Source organism: Streptomyces sp. ME19-01-6, assembly GCF_033793745.1.
GTDB lineage: Bacteria > Actinomycetota > Actinomycetes > Streptomycetales > Streptomycetaceae > Streptomyces.
On the sequence record NZ_JARAXF010000002.1, the window covers coordinates 66,287 to 87,830 of the forward strand.

The 21,544-nt window shown below is 70.3% G+C and carries 15 protein-coding genes and 1 pseudogene; 9 read left to right on the forward strand and 7 right to left on the reverse strand.

Annotated features, from left to right (window positions below; genetic code table 11):
- Positions 1-21: 21 nt before the first annotated feature.
- Together PV419_RS03980 and PV419_RS03985 are read right to left on the reverse strand one after the other, a co-directional pair.
- Positions 22-1,407 (reverse strand): cytochrome P450, encoded by a 1,386-nt coding sequence (locus PV419_RS03980; RefSeq protein ID WP_319686255.1) that lies wholly within the window; start codon positions 1,405-1,407, stop codon positions 22-24.
- A 48-nt stretch (positions 1,408-1,455) separates the two neighbouring features.
- Entirely contained in the window at positions 1,456-5,217 is a 3,762-nt protein-coding gene (locus PV419_RS03985) for a type I polyketide synthase (RefSeq protein WP_319686256.1), read from the reverse strand.
- Between the two features lie 289 nt (positions 5,218-5,506).
- Between PV419_RS03985 and PV419_RS03990 the strand changes: the two genes are divergently transcribed.
- A complete protein-coding gene (locus PV419_RS03990) occupies positions 5,507-6,352 on the forward strand; it encodes an SAM-dependent methyltransferase (RefSeq protein WP_319686257.1) in 846 nt (281 codons plus the stop codon).
- Positions 6,353-6,649: 297 nt separating this feature from the next.
- Here the strand turns inward: PV419_RS03990 and PV419_RS03995 are convergent, their stop codons facing one another.
- A complete protein-coding gene (locus PV419_RS03995) occupies positions 6,650-7,648 on the reverse strand; it encodes a LacI family DNA-binding transcriptional regulator (protein ID WP_319686258.1) in 999 nt (332 codons plus the stop codon).
- Between the two features lie 208 nt (positions 7,649-7,856).
- On the opposite strand from PV419_RS03995, the gene PV419_RS04000 reads away from it, so the two are divergent.
- The 7 genes and pseudogenes from PV419_RS04000 (at position 7,857) to PV419_RS04030 (ending at position 15,063) form a co-directional block, all read left to right on the forward strand.
- A complete protein-coding gene (locus PV419_RS04000; protein ID WP_319686259.1) occupies positions 7,857-8,807 on the forward strand; it encodes a TIM barrel protein in 951 nt (316 codons plus the stop codon).
- A gap of 9 nt (positions 8,808-8,816) precedes the next feature.
- Positions 8,817-10,247, forward strand: coding sequence for a sugar porter family MFS transporter (locus tag PV419_RS04005; protein ID WP_319686260.1), 1,431 nt, complete (start codon positions 8,817-8,819; stop codon positions 10,245-10,247).
- A 25-nt stretch (positions 10,248-10,272) separates the two neighbouring features.
- Positions 10,273-11,292 carry a Gfo/Idh/MocA family oxidoreductase gene (locus PV419_RS04010; RefSeq protein WP_319686261.1) on the forward strand — a complete coding sequence of 340 codons (1,020 nt, stop codon included), beginning with the start codon at positions 10,273-10,275 and terminating at the stop codon, positions 11,290-11,292.
- The gene (locus PV419_RS04015; protein WP_319686262.1) at positions 11,289-12,155 is read left to right on the forward strand and encodes a sugar phosphate isomerase/epimerase; all 867 of its coding nucleotides are present in this window, start codon (positions 11,289-11,291) and stop codon (positions 12,153-12,155) included. Before PV419_RS04010 ends, PV419_RS04015 begins: the two co-directional genes overlap by 4 nt.
- Before the next feature lie 79 nt (positions 12,156-12,234).
- A pseudogene (locus PV419_RS04020) lies at positions 12,235-13,136 on the forward strand (substrate-binding domain-containing protein); the annotation flags it as partial.
- A 145-nt stretch (positions 13,137-13,281) separates the two neighbouring features.
- Positions 13,282-14,397, forward strand: a complete 1,116-nt coding sequence (locus tag PV419_RS04025; RefSeq protein ID WP_319686263.1) for an SGNH/GDSL hydrolase family protein — start codon at positions 13,282-13,284, stop codon at positions 14,395-14,397.
- Positions 14,398-14,406: 9 nt separating this feature from the next.
- Positions 14,407-15,063, forward strand: a complete 657-nt coding sequence (locus tag PV419_RS04030; protein WP_319686264.1) for a maleylpyruvate isomerase N-terminal domain-containing protein — start codon at positions 14,407-14,409, stop codon at positions 15,061-15,063.
- 13 nt (positions 15,064-15,076) lie between these two features.
- On the opposite strand, the gene PV419_RS04035 is transcribed toward PV419_RS04030, so the two are convergent.
- The gene (locus tag PV419_RS04035; protein WP_319686265.1) at positions 15,077-15,826 is read right to left on the reverse strand and encodes a maleylpyruvate isomerase family mycothiol-dependent enzyme; all 750 of its coding nucleotides are present in this window, start codon (positions 15,824-15,826) and stop codon (positions 15,077-15,079) included.
- Positions 15,827-15,865: 39 nt separating this feature from the next.
- On the opposite strand from PV419_RS04035, the gene PV419_RS04040 reads away from it, so the two are divergent.
- Complete coding sequence (locus PV419_RS04040) at positions 15,866-16,885, forward strand: MerR family transcriptional regulator (RefSeq protein WP_319686266.1); 1,020 nt, start codon at positions 15,866-15,868, stop codon at positions 16,883-16,885.
- Here the strand turns inward: PV419_RS04040 and PV419_RS04045 are convergent.
- The 3 genes from PV419_RS04045 to PV419_RS04055 are packed head-to-tail and all read right to left on the reverse strand — an operon-like array spanning position 16,868 to position 21,380.
- Positions 16,868-18,379 carry a family 43 glycosylhydrolase gene (locus PV419_RS04045; RefSeq protein WP_319686267.1) on the reverse strand — a complete coding sequence of 504 codons (1,512 nt, stop codon included), beginning with the start codon at positions 18,377-18,379 and terminating at the stop codon, positions 16,868-16,870. The two genes, PV419_RS04040 and PV419_RS04045, sit on opposite strands and share 18 nt — an antisense overlap.
- Entirely contained in the window at positions 18,376-21,231 is a 2,856-nt protein-coding gene (locus PV419_RS04050) for a discoidin domain-containing protein (RefSeq protein ID WP_319686268.1), read from the reverse strand. Before PV419_RS04050 ends, PV419_RS04045 begins: the two co-directional genes overlap by 4 nt.
- The gene (locus tag PV419_RS04055) at positions 21,228-21,380 is read right to left on the reverse strand and encodes a hypothetical protein (protein WP_319686269.1); all 153 of its coding nucleotides are present in this window, start codon (positions 21,378-21,380) and stop codon (positions 21,228-21,230) included. The genes PV419_RS04050 and PV419_RS04055 overlap by 4 nt, the downstream gene beginning before the upstream one ends.
- Positions 21,381-21,544 lie beyond the last annotated feature (164 nt).

A 21,544-nucleotide genomic window follows, 5' to 3' on the forward strand; every position in this document is an offset into this window, starting at 1 on the left:
GGCGGGGCGGCCTGCGCCCGATCACCGCCGCGCTGTCAGCCGCATCGCCTGGGTGCGCGCCGACCTCGTGGGCAGCGCCGTGGCGCGGGCCTGGCGGGGGCGGTCCGGCACCAGGCGCCAGCGCGCCGCGATCGTGGACAGCGCGAGAACGCCCTCCGCAGTGCCGAACCTGTCACCGATGCACTTGCGGCCCCCGCCGCCGAAGACGACGAACGCACCCCGCGGCGGCTTGTGCCGCTCGTCGAGCCACCGGTCCGGATGGAACCGGTCCGGCTGCGGATACAGGTCGGCGCGCCGGTGGACGATGTGTCCGGAGTAGGCGACGACGCTCCCGGCCGGCAGGGCGCGACCGCCGAGCTCGGTGTCCTCCGCGGTGGCCCGGGTGACCAGCCAGTCGGAGGGGAAGTGCCGCAGTGCCTCCTTGAAGACCCTCCCGGCCAGCTTGAGGTCGGGCAGGTCGTCCCACGTGGCGGACCGGCCGCCGAGCACCTCGTCCACCTCGGCATGCAGCCGCCGCTCGATCTCGGGGTGCCGGCCCAGCATGCGGAAGGCCCAGCTCAGCGTGTGGGAAACGGTCCCGGTGCCGGCCAGGATCATCGTGATCACCTCAGCGAACACTTCGGCGTCCGAGAGCGCGTCGCCGTCGTCGTCACGCGCGGCCAGCAGCGTCGACAGCAGGTCGCCGCGGTCGGCCCCGTCGGCGCGGTACCGCTCCGCCATGTCGTACACCGCCGTGCGCAGGGCTTCGGTCATCCGGTCGAAGCGCCGCCTGCCCGGGGTGCGAAGGCCTGGCAGCAGTTCTTCGACCAACAGCCGGGCGGTCAGCCGCTTCGTGATCATCTCCGCGTAGGGCACCACCGCGGAGACCGCGGGGCCGCAGAAGTCCGCGGTGAACATGGTCTTGGCCAGGATCCGGGTGGCGAGCGTCGCCATCTCCTCCTGGACGTCCATCACCTGGCCCTCGTGCCAGGACCGGGTCGCCTCGTCGATCTGCTCCGACATCGCCCGGGCGTAGCCGGGCAGCCGATCGGAGTGGAAGGCCGACTGCATGAGCCTGCGCTGACGGCGGTGGCGGGCGTGCGGGCAGGAGGCCAGTCCGTCGCCCACCAGTTTCCGCAGGCTGTCGAACATCGGCCCGCCCTTGTCGAAGCACCGGTCCGAGGCCAGCACGTGGTGGACCAGTTCCGGGTGACAGGCGACATGGACCGGCCAGGGCCCTAGTTTGATCCGCACCAGATCACCGTGGGTCGGGAGGGAGGCGAGGAAATCCAGCGGCCTGAAGAGCATCTGGACGGCATGGCCCAGCAGCGGAAGCGCGCCGGGCGCCGGCGCCACGGAGTACACCGTGGCCGAGGGGTCCCCGGCGGGCTGGTGCCCGCCCGCGCGGGCCTGGCTGATGTTTGCCATGGGTGGTGCCCCTTCCGGCCGGTGCCGCCGCCCGGCGCTGTCGCTGATTCAGGTTTCGGGGGCCGTCCGCGCCACCGTGTCCAGGAGCCAGCGGTGGACGTGGTCGGCGGTCGTGCCGGCGTGGTCGGCCAGCATGTTGAGGTGGTTGCCGGGCACGTCCGCGGCGGTGTGCGGGAGTGTCCAGTAGGGCCGTGCGGTAAAGCCCTCCAGCGGCTTTCCGTCCTTGTCCGGGAACGGATCCCGCGCCCGGAGGAAGAGGGTGGGGGCCGCCACGGGCGTCGGCGCCCAGTCCGCGAAGGTACGGAGGTAGCCACCGATCGCGGTGACCATCGCGCCGTCCACGCGCACCATGGACTGCACCCGCTCGAACAGCCCGTTGTCCATCGCTGCCGCGAGCACCGCGGCCGACTCTTCGGGCAGGTAGCAGTCCATGAGCACCACCCCGGCCGGGAAGACCCCGGCCTTCTCCAGACGGCTCGCCACGGCGTGTGCGAACCAGCCGCCCGCGCACTGTCCCACCAGCGCGAAGGGGGTGTCGTCCACACACGACCCCACCGATGCGCACAGCAGTGAGATCACGGCGTCCACGGTGGCGGGGAGCCGCTCTCCGCGGACGAACCCGGGCACCGGCACATGCCACACGTCCCGCAGGCCCTGGAAGGCCGCGGCGAAACCGGCGTAGTGCCGCGGGTCGGGCGGACCGGCGAAGGTGGGCAGGCAGAAGAGCATCGGTGCGGTGTCGCCATGTGCCAGCCGGCTGACCCGCGGCGGATGCTGTGTGCCGTCGTCCACGGTGAAGACCGGGCGCAGCCGCGAGGCGGCTTTCACCAGTTCAAGGCCCTCGTGCGCCAGCCCGGAACCACAGGCCCGCAGGAACATCGACTCGATGGTCATCGGGGCCTCGCCATCCTGCGCGCTGCTCCCCGGACCGGCGGCGGCCCCGTGATCCGCGGGCGCGTCCGCTCCCGTGGTCCGCTCCTCGGCCAGTCGCATCCGCAGATATGTCGCCAACGCGGACGGCGTGGGGTGGTCCAGGACCACGGTGGCGGGCAGTCGAAGGCCCGTGGCGGCGATGAGCCGGTTGCGCAACTCGACCGCGGCGGCGGAGTCGATGCCGAGGTCGGTCAGTGCCTGCTCCGGGTCGACCTTCCGGGCCCCTCGCAGGCCCAGCACGACGGCCGCGTGTGCGCGCACCAGATCCAGCGGGTCGTGGCGGACCTCCGGTGAGGGTGGGGACAGGCTCGGCCGGTCGGAAGTGCCGTATCCAGGGTCCTCGGCCCCGACCTGGCCCGCGCCGGGGCCCCGTCGCTGGAACGCGTACGTCGGCAGGTCCACTCGGCGGACGCCCGCAGTGTCGAACGCCGGTGTCCAATCCACCCGGGCGCCGCGCACGTATGCCTGGGCCAAGGAGGTCAGGAACTCGTCCATGCCTCCATGGCCACGGCGCAGGGTGCCCGTCACGGCGGCGTCCTCCGCCACGCCCGGCTCGCTGTCCTCGACGGTCTCCTCAAGCCCGAGGGTCAAGACGGGGTGCGGACTCAGCTCGATGAAGAGCCGCAGCCCGTCCCGCAGCGTCGCGCGCACCGCCCGTTCGAGCTGGACGGTCCGGCGCATGTTCCGGCACCAGTACCCGGCTCCCAGTTCCCCGGTGTCCAGCCGGTCTCCGGTGACGGTGGAGTAGAAGGGGATGTCCGACGGTCGGGGCCTGATCGGCGCCAGCGCCCGCCGCAGGTCCTCCAGCAGTTCCTCCGTCTGTGCGCAGTGCATGGCCAGGCCGACGGGGATCCGGCGGGTGCGCACTCCGGCCGCGAAGAGCTCGTCCTCGAGCTCGCGCACGGCCTTGGTGGCGCCGGACACCACCGTCGAGTGGGGGCCGTTGACCGCGGCGACGGCCAGCGCCCGACCCCATCGGCGCAGCCGTGCACGCAGTTCCCGCTCGGACAGCAGCACCGAGACCATCTCACCGCGCCCCGACAACGTCGCCTGTGCCCGGCTCCACAACGCCACCACCCGGGCCCCGTCCTCCAGCGACAGCCCACCGGCGACACAGCCGGCCGCGATCTCCCCGAGGCTGTGTCCGACGACGGCCGCGGGTGTGACGCCGTACGAGCGCCACAGCTCGGCCAGACCGATCATCACCGAGAACAGGGCGGGCTGTACGACGTCCGGCCGCTCCCATGACGGCGTGCCCGGCTCCTCCTCCAGCAGAGCCGGCAGCGACCAGTCGAGGAAGGGCGAGAACGCCTCCGCACAGGTATCCATCGTCTCGCGGAAGACCGCGGACGAGGCCAGCAACTCGCGCGCCATGCCGCTCCACTGCGGCCCCTGGCCGGGGAACACCAGCACCGGCCGACGCTCCGGGGCCGCCGTGCCGAGGAACAGACCCGGGCTCCGCCGCCGGTCGGCCAGGTCCGCCAGCCCCCGCAGCAGCCCCTCCCGGTCGGCGCCGACCACCACCGCCCGGTGCGCGAACTCCGATCGGGCGGTTGCCAAGGTGTACCCGACATCCGCGGGAGACAGACCAGGGCGTTCGGTGACGTGGGCGAGGAGCCTCCGCGCCTGCGCGCGCAGGGCGGCGGGGGTGCGGCCCGAGACCACCCAGGGGACAGCCCGGTCGGTGCCGCCGGCCGCCGGGGCGTCCGGGGCGGCCGTGGGGGCTTCGCCGAGCAGCACATAGCAGTAGGTGCCGCCCGTGCCGTACGAGAAGACGCCCATCACCGGCGGCTCGTCAGTCGGCGGCCACGGCCGAGCGCCCGGCCCGCCGGTGGCGGGGCCCGACCAAGATCGTCGGCGTTCGGTCGCCAGAACGGCCCGCAGCAGTCCCAGTGCGCCCGTCGCGCCGCCGAGATGGCCGATCGCTGCGTCGGCCGAGCCGTCGTCGTCGGCCAGCGGCGTTCCGGGGTGCCCGACCGCGCGGTACGCCTCGCGTACGGCCACCCGCGCGTCGTCGGCGAGGGCCCCGGCGCATACGAGCCGACAGGAGGAGACCCGCCCGGGTTCGACTCGGGCCCGCCGATGCGTACGGCGCAGCACCTCGCCCGGACCGACAGGATCCGGCCCGGTGGTCGGCGAGTTGTCGGGGACGGTGTGGGTCGTACTGCCGAGGATCAGGGCGTGGATCCGGTCCCCGTCCCGGAGCGCCCGGGAGAGCGTCTTGAGGACGCACAGGCAGCCGCCCTCGCCGGGGACGGACCCCACCGCCGTGTCCGCGACGTTCCCGTACGCCGGTGAGCCGTCCGGTCCGGCGTACACCCCGCCGGCCAGAGCGAGCGTCACCTCCGCCCGGCGCAGGCTCTCACCGGCGGCGTGCACCGCGACCAGCGAGCAGGCCCCCGCGTCGGCGAACGTGAGGCTGGGGCCGGTCGCGCCGAGGAACCAGGAGATCCGGCCGGCGACGGTCCGCGGATCCGCCACCGTGCCCGGGGGCTGACGGCCCGCCATGACGTCGCCCGCTGCGCCACCCTCCCTCACGGCCGCGGTAACGAAGACGCCGGTCTCGGCGGCCGCGATCCGGGCGGGGACGACCCCGGCGTCTTCGAGGGCCTCCCAGCCCAGTTCAAGGGCGAGCCGCTGTCGCGGGTCCAGGGCGGCCGCCTCCCGGGACGAAATGCCGAAGAACTCGTTGTCGAAGGGCGTCGGCGGAATGGGGACGGTCGCCCGCGCTCCGGCCTTCCGCTCGCCCGCGGTGCCGTCGCCGTCCCCCAGCAGGCGGCGGACCTGCACAGGGTCGGCCACTTGGGGCAGCCGGGCGGAGTACCCCACGACGGCGATCGGCTCGCCGCTCGCGCCGTCGAACTGCGGTGCGCTCATCAGGCTCCTCACTTCGCGGTGCATGGTCCCGGGAATTGAACTGGCAGCGGCGCGGAGCCCGAGCAAAGCGAGCGTAGGAGGCACTGCGGACGCGCAGGAATCCCCTAACCACCCGAGACCGCGTCACCGTGCGACAGCCAGAACGGCAACGGGATGCCGAGGGGTGGAGCGGGAGCCGAACAACTGGAGTGGCTAGGGGGGTCTCCGGCCGCTCAGGACTCCCTAGCGTGCTCGTGTCACGGTCGCAGTGGCCGTGCGCACGGATGCCTTGGCCGAAGGGGGCCGAACCATGACCACCGCGTCGCAGAACATTACCCCCGACCACGTGGCGGACTACTACGACCGCCTCACCGACGTGTTCGGCGAGGCGGCGGACGGGAACCTCCACTTCGGCTACTGGCCGCACCCGCACGACGGGAGCCCTCTTGGGGCCGCCGCCGACCGACTGACCGACCACCTCATCGGCAAGCTCGGCGACGTCGCCGGCCGCCGGGTCCTGGACGTCGGCTGCGGCTCCGGTAAGCCGGCCGTGCGGCTGGCACTGAGCGCGCGGGCCGAGGTCGTCGGCGTCACCGTCAGCCCCGTGCAGGTCGAGCGGGCGACGGCGCTCGCCGAGCGGGAGGACGTCGCCGACCGGGTACGTTTTGTCTGCGCCGACGCCATGACGCTGCCGTTCCCCGACGCCTCGTTCGATGCCGTATGGGCCCTGGAGTGCATGTTCCACATGCCCAGCCCGGCGCAGGTGCTGGGGGAGATCTCACGCGTGCTCCGGCCCGGCGGACGGCTCGCCGTCATGGACGTCGTACAGCGGGAGCCGGTCACGACGCTGGACCGCGACGCTGTCGAGCGCGGCCACTCGATGTTCGCGGTCCCGGCCCATATCGAGTTGGCGGAGTACCCCCGGCTGATCCTCGGCGCGGGCCTGCGCCTGGAGGAGATGGCCGACCTCGGAGATGAGATCATCCGCCCGTCCACGGAGGCCTTGGGCCGGGCCGCCGCCGCCAACCCCGCCGCCTTCGCGGCGGCGTTCGGCGTCGACACCGAGCGGTTCGAGACGCTCATGGCGGAGTGGGTCCGGATCACCGCTGCGCTGCATCTCGGCTATGTGGTCCTGACCGCCAAGCGCCCCGCATGAGTGCGAACAGGTCATCGGGCGTTGCGGCGGTACGCACCGGCCCGGCCCGGTAAACCTTGTAGCGGGCTCCTCCGGAGGTGTCGTCGCGGACGTAGGCGACATCCCGGGGCGCGCGACACCGTGCCGCGCTCGGTGTCGATGGAGGCGCTGACATGGTTGAGCGTGGCGGGCGCCAGGTCGGTGTCCTGTGTGTCCCTCGGGACCGTCGTACCGGCCAGGTAGCGGGGGTCGTCGGGGCTCAGGTCCGAGCCGGGCACCAGGTCGAACGCGATGGGGGGCGGCCTTCGCCGGGAGCGTTCAGGCCGCTCCCCGCGGCGGCCCACTGGTCCCGCGCACCACGAGCTTCGGTTCCAACACCGCCTCCCGCGGCTCCAGTTCCGGGTTCTCCAGCCGTTCTACGGCGAACCGCACCGCGTGTTCGGCCATCAGCACCGCGTCCTGGCGAACGGTGGTCAGGCCGATCGACATGAGATGGGAGAGGTGGCTGTCGTCGTAGCCGACGACCGACATGTCCCGCGGGACCTCGACTCCGCCGTGCGCCAGGGCCATCAACAAGCCTATGGCGCAACGGTCGTTGCCCGCGAGGACCGCAGTCGGAAGGGATAGGCCCCGGTCGCGCTCCGCCAGGAGCAGACGGCCGGTCTCGATGCCGGACTGCTCGGTGTGCTCACCGGGAATCACCCGGATCTCCGACTCCAGCCCGTGCCGGCGCATCGCGGCCCGGTACGAGCGCCGCCGCTCGGCCGAGCCGGGCCCCCGGCCGCCGTCGATGTGCACGATCGCGCGGTGACCGAGCTCGACCAGGTAGTCCATGGCCTGCCGGACCCCCTTGCCCTCGGCGCTGTGCACGAAGTCCACGCCGGCGCGCGGCACTCGGCGGCCGACCGACACGGTGACGGCGCGCTGCCGGAGTTCATCGAGGTAGGCGGGGACCACGTCGGAACCGAGCAGGATCAGCGCCTCGCAGCGGTGGCCGAGCAACGCCTCGATCGCCTTGGCCTCGCTTCGCCCCTCGGCCGCCGCGGAGAGCAGGACCTCGTAGCCGAGGCGCTCGGCCTCGGGGTAGATCCCCTCGATGAGGTCGGTGTGGAAGATCTGGTGCACGGTGAACATGACGCCGAGTGTGCGACTGCGGCCACGGGCCAGGAGCCGGGCCGCGCTGTCAGGGCGGTAGCCGATCTCGTCGGCGACCCGCAGCACCCGCTCGCGGGTCTCCTGGCTCGCTCCCGGCTGGTTGCGGAACACGATCGACACCAGCGCGCGGGACACTCCCGCCTTGTCGGCAACATCGGCCATCGTGGGCCGCTGCCTGCCCGCCGCATCCACCTGTGATCCCACCCTTCGACGGAGCCCACCCTGGAACAGCCGCGAAATCCTCGGCAACAAGCTATTGACATGACATTTGGACAGGGGTCATCGTACTCGCACTAGAGCGCGCTAGTAGAGCGCGACAGCAACCTCTCTTCTGACCTCTCTCCCGGATCTCCGGAACGAAGGAGACGTCATGGCAACGGCGCCATCCCCACTCCGCATCACCGCAGGCAATCTGTGTCTCGGCTCCGCCCCCGACTCCTGGGGCATCTGGTTCCCCGAGGACGAGCAGCAGGTGTCGTACACCCGCTTCCTCGACGAACTCGCGCGGGCCGGCTACACATGGCTGGAGCTCGGCCCCTATGGCTACCTGCCCACCGCCCCGGAGCGCCTGAAGCAGGAACTCGACGCCCGTGGGCTCAAGGTCTCCGGGGGCACGGCCTTCGGCGCGCTGCACCGCCCCGAGGCGTGGGACGACATGCTCTCCCACGTCCGCCAGGTCGCCACGCTGACGGCCGCGACGGGCGCCCACCACCTGGTCCTGATCCCGCCCATGTACCGGGACGAGAAGACCGGTGCGTTCGCCGAGTCCCCCCAGCTGACCGCCGAGCAGTGGGCCGGCTTCGGCCGCGCCGCCGACCGGCTGGGCAAGCTGCTCCTCGACGAGTACGACATCCGCCTCGTCATCCACCCGCACGCCGACAGCCACATCCAGACCCAGCCGGAGATCGAGCGGCTGCTCAACGAGTCGGACAGCCGGTACACGAATCTGTGCCTGGACACCGGGCACGTCGCGTACGGCGGCGGGGACAACCTCGACCTGATCCGCCGGTTCGGCGAGCGTGTCGGCTACGTCCACATCAAGCAGATGGGTCCCGAGATCCTCGCCCAGGTCGCCGCCGAGGATTTGCCCTTCGGCGAGGCCGTCAAGCGCGGGGTGTGCGTCTCGCCGCCGGCCGGGGTGCCGAACCCCGCCGAGGTGGTCGCCGAACTCTCGGAGCTGGACGCGGAGTTGTTCGTCATCGCCGAGCAGGACCTGTACCCGTGCGCTCCCGACGTACCGCTGCCCATCGCCGTACGCACCCGTGAGCACCTGGCCGGCTGCGGCCTCACCAGAATCCGACGCCCGAATTACCACCGGTAGGAGGCGGCCATGGATGTCAGGAACGACGTGACACCGGTCCCCACCCCCGCCACCGTCACGGACGACGCGCCTGACGTGGTCTCCCGGCGGCTGCGGATCATCACCATCATCGCCACCTTCGGCGGACTCCTCTTCGGCTACGACACCGGCGTCATCAACGGCGCCCTGCCCTACATGACCGACGACCTGGGCCTCACCCCGGTCACCGAGGGCATGGTCACCAGCTCTCTCCTGCTCGGCGCCGCGCTCGGCGCCATCGCCGGCGGGCGGCTGTCGGACACGCGTGGCCGACGCCGTACGATCCTCACCCTCGCCGTGCTGTTCTTCGTCGGCGCGCTCGGCGCCACCCTCGCACCGACCACCGCGGTGATGATCGTGGCGCGGTTCGTGCTCGGCCTCGCCGTCGGCGGCGCGTCGGTGACCGTACCCGTCTATCTCGCCGAGGTCTCCCCCGCGGAACGGCGCGGCGCACTGGTCACCCGCAATGAACTCATGATCGTCAGTGGCCAGTTGCTGGCCTTCACCTCCAACGCGATCATCGCGAACATCGGCGGCGAGAGCGGCGGTGTCTGGCGCTGGATGCTGGTGATCGCCACCGTCCCCGCCGTCGTCCTCTGGTTCGGCATGCTGGTCATGCCGGAGAGCCCCCGCTGGCTGGCTTCCCAGAGCCGCTTCAATGACGCCCTCGACGTCCTCAAGCAGGTGCGCTCGCAAGCGCGGGCCGAGACGGAGCTCGCCGAGGTGTCCGCGCTCGCCGTCAAGGACGAGCAGGAGAAGCTCGGCGGCTGGAAGGACATGAAGTCGGTACCGTGGGTGCGCAAGCTGATGTTCGTCGGCTTCGGCATCGCCATCGTGCAGCAGATCACCGGCGTCAACACGATCATGTACTACGGCACCGAGATCCTCACCGACGCCGGCTTCGCCTCCGACAGCGCGCTGACCGCGAACATCGCCAACGGGGTGATCTCGGTGCTCGCCACCTTCGTCGGCATCTGGCTGCTGGGCCGGGTCAACCGCCGCCCCATGCTGATGACCGGTCAGATCGGCACGACGGTCGCCTTGCTGCTCATCGGCGTCTTCTCCCTGGCGCTGCCCGCCGGGGACGGGAGGGCGTACGCCGTGCTCGCGATGACCGTCACCTTCCTCGCCTTCCAGCAGGGCGCGATCTCGCCGGTGACCTGGCTGATGCTCTCGGAGATCTTCCCGATGCGGATGCGCGGCTTCGGCATGGGCGTGGCGGCCGTGGTGCTGTGGCTGACCAACTTCCTGATCGGTCTGGTCTTCCCGTCCCTGGTCTCCGGCATCGGGGTCTCCAACACGTTCTTCCTCTTCGTGGTGGCGGGGATCCTCTCCTTCACCTTCGTCAAGCTCTACGTTCCCGAGACCAAGGGCCACACCCTCGAAACCCTCGAAGCCGAACTCCGGGCGCGCTTGTCCTGACCCTCTGTCCTCTAAGGAAACGACCATGACCGTACGTGTAGGTGTCATCGGCGCCGGAATGATCGGCCAGGACCACATAAGGCGCCTCACCGAAGTCGTCACCGGAGCGACCGTCACCGCCGTGACGGACCTCGACCAGGCCCGTGCCGCCGAGGTCGCGGTCCGGGTGGGCGCGGTGGCGCCGGCCACCGGCGCCGAGCTGATCGCCTCTCCCGTAGTGGACGCCGTCCTCGTCACCTCCTGGGGCCCCACCCACGCCGAACACGTGCTGAACGCGATCGCTGCCGGCAAGCCCGTGTTCTGCGAGAAACCCCTCGCCACCACCGCCGAGGACTGTCTGCGCATCGTCGACGCCGAACGCGCCCACGGCCGCCGCCTCGTCCAGGTCGGATTCATGCGCCGCTTCGACGCCGGATACCGCCAGGTGAAGGAGGTCATCGCCGCCGGCACCCTCGGCACGCCGCTGATCGTGCACTGCGCCCACCGCAACCCGACCGTGCCGGACGCCTACACCTCGGTGATGGCCGCCCAGGACACGGCAGTGCACGAGATCGACGTCCTGCGCTGGCTGCTCGACGACGAGATCGTCTCCGCCCAGGTGATCACACCGCGCGCCACGAGCCGGCGGTTCGAGCACCTCAAGGACCCCCAGCTCATGTACTTCGAGACGGTGAACGGCGTCCGCATCGAACTGGAGGTCTTCGTCAACTGCCAGTACGGCTACGACATCCAGTGCGAGACCGTCGGCGAGAAGGGCGTCGTCCGGCTGCCCGACCCGGCCGCCGTCGGGGTACGCACCGCCGGACAGCACGGCACCGCGGTCTCGCAGGACTGGAAGGCCCGGTTCGCGGACGCCTTCGACACCGAGTTCCGTGAGTGGATCAACGGTATCGCGGCCGGCGTCGAACCCACCGGTCCCTCCGCGTGGGACGGCTACGCCGCCACCGTCATCACCGACGCCGCCGTCCGCTCACTGGGGTCCGACAGTCAGGTCGTCACCGTCGACATGAAGCCCCGCCCGGCCTTCTACGGAGGCACCGCATGAAGATCGCCCTCGACCCGTACATGTTCCGCGCCCTGCCGATCGACGACATGGTGCGCACGGTGGCCGAACTCGGGTACGAACACATCGAGTTGTCGCCGCGTGACGACTTCATGCCGTTCTTCCTGCACCCGCGGGCGGACGACGAGCGCATCGCCGCGCTGAAGAAGTCCCTGCGCTCGCACGGCGTGCGGCTGTCCTCCGTACTCCCCCTGTACAAGTGGTCCTCACCCGACGAGACCGAGCGGCAGGCCGCCGTCCGCTACTGGAAGCGCATGATCGAGATCACCGCGGACCTCGCATGCCCGCTGATGAACTCTGAGTTCAACGGCCGCCCGGAGCGAGCCGCGGAGAGCGAGGCCGCCTTCTGGCGCTCGCTGGACGAGCTGCTCCCGCTGTTCGAGCGGGAGGGCATCGCCCTGAACCTGGAGGCGCATCCGGACGACTTCTGCGAGGAGAACACTCCCGCGGTCGACCTCGTCCGCGCGATCAACAAGCCCTGGGTGAACTACCTCTACTGCGCTCCGCACTCCTTCCACCTGTCCGGCGCCGACCCCACGGCGGACATCGCGGCGATGATGCGCTACGCCGGCGACAAGCTGCAGCACGTCCACATCGCCGACTCCTTCAACCACAAGGGATCGTCGGGCCTGCGCTACATCCTCAACCCGCCCGGCACCCCGGCCCGCATCCACCAGCACCTCGACATCGGCCAGGGCGAAGTCGACTGGGACGCCTTCTTCGGCACCCTGCGCGAGCTGAACTTCGACGGCGTCGCCACCGCATGCGTCTTCGCCTGGGAGGAACGGGCGCGCGAGTCCTCGGCGTTCATGCTGGACCGCATCACCAAGGAACTCGCCGCGTAGACAGCAGGCCCTGCGGGGGACTCTCGGGAGCGCGAAGGGCGCTCGGCGAGCGGCGTCGCCCTCCGCGCCCTGGCTGCCGACCTTCGTGATCGACATCGTCATGCAGGCGCCGGAGCGGTTCTCCAGCGCCGTACGTGACGCGCTCGAAGCGGAACTGCCCTCCCTGCACCCCGCCGCCGTCCGCTCGCGCTTCCACTTCCGCGAGACCTGCCCCTCCGCCGAGCTGATCGGGACCTTGGACAAGATCACCAAGCGGGGGTCACAGGGCGTGATTCTCAAGGCCCCGGACGTCCCTGAGAGATCGGCGCCGCCGTCGGCCGGCTGGTCGCGGCCGGCATTCCCGTCGTCACCCTGGTGACCGACCTGCCCCACAGCGCACGCACGGCGTACGTCGGCATCGACAACCGCGCGGCCGGGGCCACCGCCGCCCACCTGATCGGGCAGTGGCTCGGCGACCGCCCCGGCAACGTGCTCACCTCCATCAGCCGAGGCTCCTTCCGCGGTGAAGAAGAGCGCGAGATGGGCTTCCGCAGCGTCATGCGCCTCACACAGCCCACGCGGTCCCTGGTGGAGGTCACCGACAGCGACGGCCTGGACGCCACCCAGCGCGAACTCGCCCTCGCGGCGCTCAAACGCGACGAGGACATCGTCGCGGTCTACTCCATGGGCGGCGGCAACCTCGCGACCCTCGACGCCTTCGACGCCCTCGGCCGGGAGTGCGCCGTGTTCATCGCCCACGACCTGGACCACGACAACACCCGGCTGCTGCGCGAGCGCCGCCTGTCCGCGGTCCTCCATCACGACCTGCGGCAGGACATGCGCCGCGCCTGCCAGACCATCATGCGGGCCCACCAGGCGCTCCCGGGCGGCGGGCCCTCCCTGCCCTCGGCGATCCAGGTGGTCACGCCGTACAACATGCCGCCCGGGGACCCGGGGCCCGAGCAACGCCCCGCCGCGGACCGTCCGCACGGTGTGGCGTGAACCCTCTTAGTCGTCGGCGAGCGGGTGCCCGACGGGGATCCGCGGCGAAGGGCCTGTCGCATTCCCCGGCCCACGCATACAGTGGTGCGGTCGTGTGCTGTGTCCCACCACCATGTGCTGTGCCCCACCGTCAAAGGATGGCCACATGCGGACGCCCCGTCGTTTCACCCGAAGGACGTTGGTCACGGCCGCCGCCGCGGGCGTCGTCACCGCTGCCGCGTCCCCCTCGCAGGCAGCCGGCGCTCGGGCCCGGTTCCACACGGTGGGCCGGGTCAAGAACACCGCCGACGGGTCGGTGCGGTACACCTGGCCCGGCGTCTACTTCGAGGGCCGGTTCCGCGGCACCGGTGTCGGCATCGTCCTCGACGACTCCGACAACGACTACGACGTCCAGATCGACGGAACGACCGCCGCCACACTGGTGACCCCGGGCCGAACCACCTCCTGGATCGGCGACCTCCCCGACACCGAGCACAGCGTACGCCTCGTCAAACGCACCGAAAGTCCCTGGGCCGCGGGCCGGTTCGGCGGATTCCTCGCCGCTCCCGGGGGCGCGGTCCTCGCCAGACCCCGGGCCCGGACCAGGCAGATCGAGTTCATCGGTGACTCGTTCACCGCCGGCTACGGCAATGTCTCCGGCACCCGCGACTGTTCGAGCAACGGCGGAGTCAACCGGAACAGCAACGCCGATCTGGCCTTCGGCGCCCTGACCGCCCGAAACCTCGACGCCGACTACCAGATCAACGCCTACTCGGGCCTCGGCATGGTCCGCAACTACAACGGCAGCAGCCCCGAAGCCGACTTTCGCACGTACTACGACCGGGCCCTGCTGAACGTCGACGGCGACGTCTGGCGGAAACCGGACACCTGGCGCCCGCGGGTCGTCGTGGTCGGCCTGGGCATCAACGACTTCTCGACCCCCCTCAACCCGGGCGAGCGCTGGACCACCCAGGACGCTCTGACCGCCGCCTACGAGACCGCCTACCACGGCTTCCTCGACAAACTGCGCGCCCGGTACGGCCCCAAGACGTTCATCGTGGTCGGGGCCACCTACCTCGCCAACACCACCACGTTCGCCGAGACCGCCTTACGGATCGTCCAGGAACGCAACCGGCGGGGCGACGCCCGGGTCCGCGCCTGGTACTACGACGATCCAGGCATGGATCGCCTCGGCTGCGACTGGCACCCCTCGGCCCACGACCACCGGATCATCTCCGGTCAGCTCAACACCTGCCTCGCCGCCCTTCCGCTGCACTGGTAGCTTGCGGCCGTGGATCTCTTCTCAAGCTCTTGGACCGCGTTACGCACGGCGGTCGCCGAACTCCCCGACGAGGACCTCTCACAGCCGTCCGGCTGTACCGGCTGGCTCGTGCGGGACCTGGTGTGCCACTTGATCATCGACGCTCAGGACGTCCTGATCACCCTCGTGACGCCCGCCGAAACGGAACCGACCCGCAACGCGGTGACCTACTGGGACGTGGCCGACACGCCACCGACCGGTGACGACCCGCTCGACGCGCTGACCGTCCGGCTGGCCGCCGCGTACGAGGAGCCGTGGCTGCTGAAGTTCCACCTCGACGACGTCGGCTCCGCCGCCGGGCGCGCGGCGGAACTCGCCGACCCGGACCTCAGGGTCAGCACCCGCGACGAGGTGCTCACCGTGGGCGACTACCTCTCCGCGTACGTCCTGGAGTGGTCCCTGCACCACCTCGACCTGATCGCGCATCTCCCGGATGCGGCGGAACCGCCCGCCGAAAGCCTCGCCCGGTCACGCGAGATGCTGGAAGAGATCGCCGGGACGGCGTTCCCCGCGTCGTGGTCCGACAAGGACGCGCTGCTGGTCGGCACTGGACGACGTGCCCCGACCGACGTGGAGAAGGCCGAACTGGGCGAGTCGGCCGCGAAACTCCCGCTCGTCCTCGGCTGAGCAGTGAGCAGGCCTACAGCGCGGAGTGGGCCAGCCAGTGGTCGAACAGCTGCCCGTTCCCATCGATCGCCACGCGCTGTGGCGGCAGGCGTCGCATCAGCACCAACAGCAGGTCTTCCACCGCACCCGTCACGGTGACGTCCGTCGCGCCCGGACCCCGCCGCCACGACACCCCCGTCGGCGTGCGCGTGATCACCCACCCCTCGACCGACTCTTCAGTGGGTCTCAGCCCGATCGAGCCCGCGCCCCACAACGAAGCCACCGCGGGTTTCAACGTCGCGGCTACCGGCGAAGACAGCAGCTCCAGACACTGGGTCACCGCGTCGGCCGCCAGGTCGGGTTCGAGGGCGTACGCCACACCGGCCAGCAACGCGGCATCGACGGCGTGCACCGACGTGTCGTGCGTCGATTGCCGCAGCCAGAACGACGCCGGTCCCGGCCCGGCGAACGTCCATACCGGCGTGCCGGGACCGACCGCCAGCACCGCCTCGACAAGCTCCGAAGCCCCCGCGAGCAGCCATGCCCGCCAGTCCCGCGGAGGCACCGCTTCACGCGGATCGGGGATGCCGTCGGCCGAGCCGCTGCGAACGATCCCCGCCGCCCAGCGCCGTGCCTGCCCGAGGTGTCCGACGAGGACCCGAAGCCGCCACTCCGGGCAGGTCGGCACGAAGGCGTCCCAGTCAGCGCCGGCCACGGCATCCGCGAACGCCGCGGTTTGTACCAGCAGGCCCGAGGCCAGCCGGTCGATATGAGGCTGTGTCATGCGGCGTAGGGTAGGAACTCCACCCGGGTGGAGGTTCAAGTGCGCGAGCACACCTTGTCCATCGGCGAGCTCTCACAGCGGACCGGCGTGCCCGTACGCACGATCCGCTTCTACTGCGACGAGGGCTTCGTCGAGTCGGTCCGCAGCACCGGTGGGCACCGTCGCTTCCCCACAGACGCGGTCGAACGGCTGACGCTGCTGCGCCGGCTACGCGCTCTCGGGCTCGGACTGACGGCGATCGACGCCGTGCTCAGCGGCCGGCGATCCGTCGCCGAGGCCGCCGCACAGGAACGCGCGAAGATCGACGTCGAGCTGGCAGCGCTGGCCTGGCGCCGCGCCTCGCTCCGGGCGGTGGAGCAAGCAGCGCCGGCCGAGCGGGCCGCGAGGCTGGACCTGCTGGCCGCGGTCGCCGACGGCCGGGCGGCACAGCACATGCTGGAGGTGTTCTGGAGCCGTCTCGCGCTGCCCTCATTGCCCGAGGACGGCGCCAGCATGTTCATCTCCGTCAGCGTCCCCGAGCCACCGAACGAGCCCACTCCCGAGCAGGTGGTCGCCTACGCCATGCTGGTCGCGATCGTCGACGACCACCGGCTCCGGCATCGGCTCTGGGCACGCACACGTACCGGTGAGGAGTTCGTCGCCTACCAGAACGCCTTGCTGGACGGGGGCATCGGCGAAGCATGCGAGCTCGCCCGCCCGCTCGTGCGGGCGGGCGAGCAGCCGGGCCCCGGGCCGTTGCTCGACCGGTTCGTCGAGGCGCACGCGACAACGCAAGGCACTCTTGACAGCCCGGCGTTCCGGCGCGCCCTGCTGCGCACCGCGGCGGTCGATCGAAGCCCGGGCCTGCGCCGCTACTGGGAGCTCGTCGGCGACATCACGGGCGAGGACATCACCGTCGGCGAGGCGCACGCCTGGTTGCTGGACTCGCTCGACCGCGCGGTGGCGTGGACGTCAGGCGAACAGGGTGCGTCAGGGCGAACGGCGGGCGTCCGGCGCCCCGCCCGGACGGTCCCTGTCGGGGCCCGGGCGCACACCGTCCGGCTATTCTCCCGATGGTGAGGTCAGCGGGACACCGAGTGCCACGGGGGTGCCGAGGTTCGGCGTGCCGTCCGCATTCCAGGTGAACTTCTGCGCTCTGGTGCTGCGGTTCATGTCACAGCCACCGCCGGCGGAGTTGTTGGCGTGGTAGACCATCCAGTCCTCCGTTCCGTCGGGCGACTTGAAGAAGCCGTTGTGGCCCGGGCCGTACACGCCGTTGGCGTTGGACCGCTGGAACACCGGGTTCGATGACTTGACCCAGGAGGAGGAGCTGAGCGGGTCGCCGCCGTTGTAGGTGAGCATCCCCAGCTTGTAGTCGGGGGTGGAGCAGTGGCTGGCGGAGTAGATGATGAAGGTCTTGCCGTTGCGCTGCAGAACCTCGGCGCCCTCGTTGACCGCGCCGCCCACCGTCTCCCAGCTGTAGGTGGGGGTGGACAGCAGTCGGCGGGTGCCGCTGGCGGTCCACGGGTTCGACAGCGGCCGGATGAACATGGGCTGCGAGCCGTTGTAGTACGTGCCGAGGAGGTAGAGCTTGCCGTTCAGCTGCAGGATGCTCGGGTCCAGCTCCCAGGTGTTGTCCTGGGTCGGGTCGAGCAGATCGGCCTTGAAGGTGTAGGGCCCCATCGGGTCCGTACCGGCGCTCTCGAGCACGTGGATCCGCTGGGTGCCCAGGTCGTACGGTTCACGCCCGGCCGTGTAGTAGAAGTACCACCGCTTTCCGTTCGGGCCGTCGAGCAGGTGGAACTCCGGGGCCCACATGGTGCCGGCTCCGTTGGGCCGGGTGAGGTTGAAGATCACCTGGTCGGTGGCGGTGGCAAGGCCCGCCAGGGTCTTGGCCTTGCGCATGGTGATCGTCGAGTTCCAGGTCGTGGTGGCGAGGTAGTAGTACCCGTCGTGGTAGGTGAGCCACGGGTCGGGGCCGTGCTGGGAGAGCGGGTTGGTGAAGGTGCCCGCGCTCGTACCGCCACCGGCGAAGCCCGGCAGCCGCCACACCCTGCCGTTCGCGGTACCGCACGGCAGCTGCACCAGGCCGGTGTCGGAGGCCGTCGAGCCGCCGCTCGGCGTGACGCACTTGCCGGAGGCGACGGAGACGAGGTTGAAGGTCTTGTCGGCTCCGGCGACCGTCACGGGGACGAGCCGCCACTGCTGGTTCGTCTCACCGTGGCAGGTCCACTGGATGATCGTGGCGTCGTCCTGTGTGGACGCGCCGTAGACGTCGACGCACTGGCCGGAGGCGGGCGTACTGATCGTGTAGGTGTCGGCCGTCCCGGCGACCGGGGTGAAGCCGAAGGACTGGCTCCCGCCGGAGTTGCACGCGTTGGCCCGGAGCTGGGTCCCGCTGGTCGACGAGGAGCCGGGGACGTCCAGGCAGTTGCCGCCGTTCTGGTTCACCCCCGTCGACGTGAACGCGGCGGCAGCGGCGGCCCCGGCGCCGGACGCGGACGGCGCCACCAGGAAGGCGACCACCATGGTGAGCACGGCGGTGAGCGCGGACAGACATCTGGCTCGAGTCACTGGTGCACATCCTTCATCGGTGGGCGGGCTCCTGAACCGCCGGTTCGGTTGTAGACCTTCACCTCGGTGAGTCCGGTCTTGGCTCCTGAGGCGTTGGTGGCCAGGACCCGGATGCGTTGGGCGCTGATCATCGTGAACCGCACCACGTTGTAGTTGGCCTGTGGAGCGGCCGGACTCTTGGTCTGGCCGGGTGCGTCCACCCAGGAACTGCCGTTGTAGTACTGGATCGTGTACGCGGACGGGGCTCGGTAGGTGGCGCTGGCCGGGCGGCTGTCCTTGAAGTGCAGGCGCACCTCGTTGAGCGTGCGGGCGGTGCCGAAGTTCAGCTCGTACCAGTCCTGGCTGTTGGGCGAGCCACCGGCGCCCCAGAACGGCTCGTTGGTGGGATACCCGTCGACCGCCCCGGAGACGTTGCTGCCGGACCCGGTGTGGGAGGCGGACACGGTGGCCCCAGAGGCCAGGTTGGTGAGGTCGGCGGTCAGGTCGACACCGGCCTTGGCGAACATGTCGACGAGCCGGGGGCTGTTCTGCACGACCTGGTTGGGGGCCTGCAGTCCGGGGACGGCGGTGTGGTACGTGACCGTGCCGCTCGTCGTCACGTTGCCGGTGGCCGGGTCCCAGGTCAGCGGCACCAGCGAGTTGACGGTGGCGACCCGGTTACCGTTGATGTAGATCGAGTAGCCCTCCGGGACACCCGGGTAGCGCACCACTCCGTCGGCCGGGTCGTCCCAGACGACGGACAGGTCGGCGTTGCGGTAGCGGAGGTTGTTGACCGTGAAGTGGTCCCAGCCGATGTTGATCGGGGAGAGCTCCACCTTGGCGTCGTTGCGTGGCCGCAGGCCGGCGACGTCCTCGATCACGGTCCAGTTGCTGCTGCCCAGGATGTTGTGGTGGATCCAGGAGCGGTACTGGATCCCGCTGCCGTTCCAGTCGGCCCAGAACTCGTTGGCGTCGGGCCACTGGGTGTTGCCGCCGACGTACTGCGCCCAGGTGTTCCAGTAGAGGAGCTTCTTGTAGTCGGTCGGCGTCATCCAGGAGTTGGCGTAGTTGCGCAGCACCGAGGAGTAGAGCCGGAACTGCACGGTGGAGTTGATGGTGGAGAAGTTGTTGGAGCCCGGGTTCCCGGCGTCGGCGGCCGCCTTCTTGTCGACCTGGTTGGCCGTGTAGAAGGGGAAGACCGGGTACTGGGCCGGGTCGTTGAACAGGCGCAGGGCCTGCTTGTAGGTCGTGGTGTTGGGGACGGCTCCGACCGAGAACGGGTAGTAGTTGTTGATCTCCTTCCAGGGCACCCACTCGTTGGTCGACTTCAGCCGGTGCTCGAACAGCTGTCGGCTCGGGTTCCACAACACGTTGACGATGGCGTCCTTGATCTGGTTCGCCAGCGTACGCATCTCGCCGGCCTTGCCGATGTTGCCGATCGCGTCGTAGGCCTGCGCGGCGGCCAGCGCGCCGCTGTACTGGTAGGCGGACTCGGCGCGGTCCATGTTGCCGGGCTTCCAGTGGAAGGAGACCGCGTCGGCGTCGTTGCCCGTCAGGGCGCCCCAGTCGTACTCGATGAGCTTGTTGTTGTCGTGGTCGTAGTAGGCGAGCTGGCCCTTGACGTCGCCTTCCGCGTAGTGGGCCAGGTTGCCGGCGATGGCCGGCTGGCCGCCGTGGATCTGGTAGCTCTTCCACGCCGCCTCGGCGATGTACTGGGTGTAGCTGTTCGACCAGTTCTCCGGGTCACCCGGGTTGTCGAGGAAGCGGCCGCCCTTGGAGACCTGGCCGACGTTGAGCCAGTCCCCGTAGGCGTACATCGGATTGCGCAGGTACTTGAGGTCGTCGATGTGCATGGGCTGGGTGAGCGCGATCGCGTTGTTGTAGCCGAGGACGCCTTCGGTCGAGCTTGGGAACTGGAAGGTCTGCCCGGGGATGTTGGCGTCGAGGCTGTTGAAGCGCATCAGCCACCAGCGGTAGTAGATGTTCTTCTTGATCGCGGGTTCGGGCACGTCGATGTACGGCACGTTCTGCGCCCACCACAGGTTGTAGGCCTTGACGTGGGTGGCGAAGGCGGTGGCGTTGGAGTAGCCCGCGTAGGCGTTGTAGTCCGTGAGGGACTCGGGGATCTCGTCGGTGACGAAGCCCATCACCACCTTGGCGGTCACGGTGGCTCCGGCCGCGATCGTCACGGACCGGTTCAAACCGCCGCTGGTGGCGGCGAAGCCGTCGCCGGTGAGCCGCGTGCGGATGGTGGTGAGGTTGTTGTAGGCGCCCACCTGTCCGGTCAGCTCGCTGCCGGTGCCCGAGGTGGCGTAGGGGGAGGTCGCCCGTAACTGCAGCGTGGTGGAGCTGGAGCCGTTGTTCTTGATCGACAGGTTGGTCACGGCGACGTTGTTGTCGGTGATGAACTTGGTCTGGTCGACCGTGATCGAGCCGCTGGTGTGCACGCTCTTCCAGTGGCTGGGCGTCTGCCTGCGCTGGGAGACCTGTTCGGTGAAGGTGCCCGGGGAGAGCGCGATGCTGTAGGCGTTCTTGTCGCTGATGCTCTCCCAGTAGGCGACGTGGCCGCCGAAGCCGAGCACCGCGGGGTCGTGGGTCTTCATGAAGACCGTGCGTCCGCGGCTCATCAGCCAGGAGCCGGCTGGATCGTTGCCCGTGCGGGCCAGCAGGCGGTCCATCCAGAAGTCGGTCCCCGCACTCTCCGCGTCGTAGATGGACCGCATCATGTCGCCCGGCGTGTAGGCGACGGGCGGGGCCGGGATCGCGGGTCCGCTGAAGGTCGGGAAACCGATGGTCTGGTCAGCGGCGGCCGGGGAGGTCGCGGAACAGACACTGGCGATGATGAGCGCCAGGACGACGAGGAGGCGCTTCATGGCAGGGCCCGTCGGGTCCGGACGCCGGTGGTGTGCCCGGGCGCCGAGGCCTGCGGCGGCCTCGGCGCGCCCGGCGTGGTGTGGTGGTGGTACCGCGTGTGGTCCATGGTGGCGGCCCCGTACGGAGCCGTCATGCTGCGTCTTCTCATCGGGCGCTCCCTGTGCGGTGGACAGCAGGCGTTTGCTCACGATGGCGCTGACGTTCTCCGACGAGGTCTCCCGGGAGCCCCGGCGGACGGGGTTGGATCAGCCGTACCGGGTCGTCTGTGAAACCGACCTAAAAGGTTTTCGCAAGGTAAGCGCGTACCCCGGG

Bases quoted from the DNA above. Each gene is read 5' to 3' on its own strand.
- PV419_RS04010 (WP_319686261.1), top strand. From the start codon at position 10,273: ATGACCGTACGTGTAGGTGTCATCGGCGCCGGAATGATCGGCCAGGAC.
- PV419_RS04015 (WP_319686262.1), top strand. From the start codon at position 11,289: ATGAAGATCGCCCTCGACCCGTACATGTTCCGCGCCCTGCCGATCGAC.
- PV419_RS04025 (WP_319686263.1), top strand. From the start codon at position 13,282: ATGCGGACGCCCCGTCGTTTCACCCGAAGGACGTTGGTCACGGCCGCC.
- PV419_RS04050 (WP_319686268.1), bottom strand. From the start codon at position 21,231: ATGAAGCGCCTCCTCGTCGTCCTGGCGCTCATCATCGCCAGTGTCTGT.
- PV419_RS03995 (WP_319686258.1), bottom strand. From the start codon at position 7,648: ATGGCCGATGTTGCCGACAAGGCGGGAGTGTCCCGCGCGCTGGTGTCG.
- PV419_RS04005 (WP_319686260.1), top strand. From the start codon at position 8,817: ATGGATGTCAGGAACGACGTGACACCGGTCCCCACCCCCGCCACCGTC.
- PV419_RS04055 (WP_319686269.1), bottom strand. From the start codon at position 21,380: ATGAGAAGACGCAGCATGACGGCTCCGTACGGGGCCGCCACCATGGAC.
- PV419_RS03980 (WP_319686255.1), bottom strand. From the start codon at position 1,407: ATGGCAAACATCAGCCAGGCCCGCGCGGGCGGGCACCAGCCCGCCGGG.
- PV419_RS04035 (WP_319686265.1), bottom strand. From the start codon at position 15,826: ATGACACAGCCTCATATCGACCGGCTGGCCTCGGGCCTGCTGGTACAA.
- PV419_RS03990 (WP_319686257.1), top strand. From the start codon at position 5,507: ATGACCACCGCGTCGCAGAACATTACCCCCGACCACGTGGCGGACTAC.
- PV419_RS03985 (WP_319686256.1), bottom strand. From the start codon at position 5,217: ATGAGCGCACCGCAGTTCGACGGCGCGAGCGGCGAGCCGATCGCCGTC.
- PV419_RS04000 (WP_319686259.1), top strand. From the start codon at position 7,857: ATGGCAACGGCGCCATCCCCACTCCGCATCACCGCAGGCAATCTGTGT.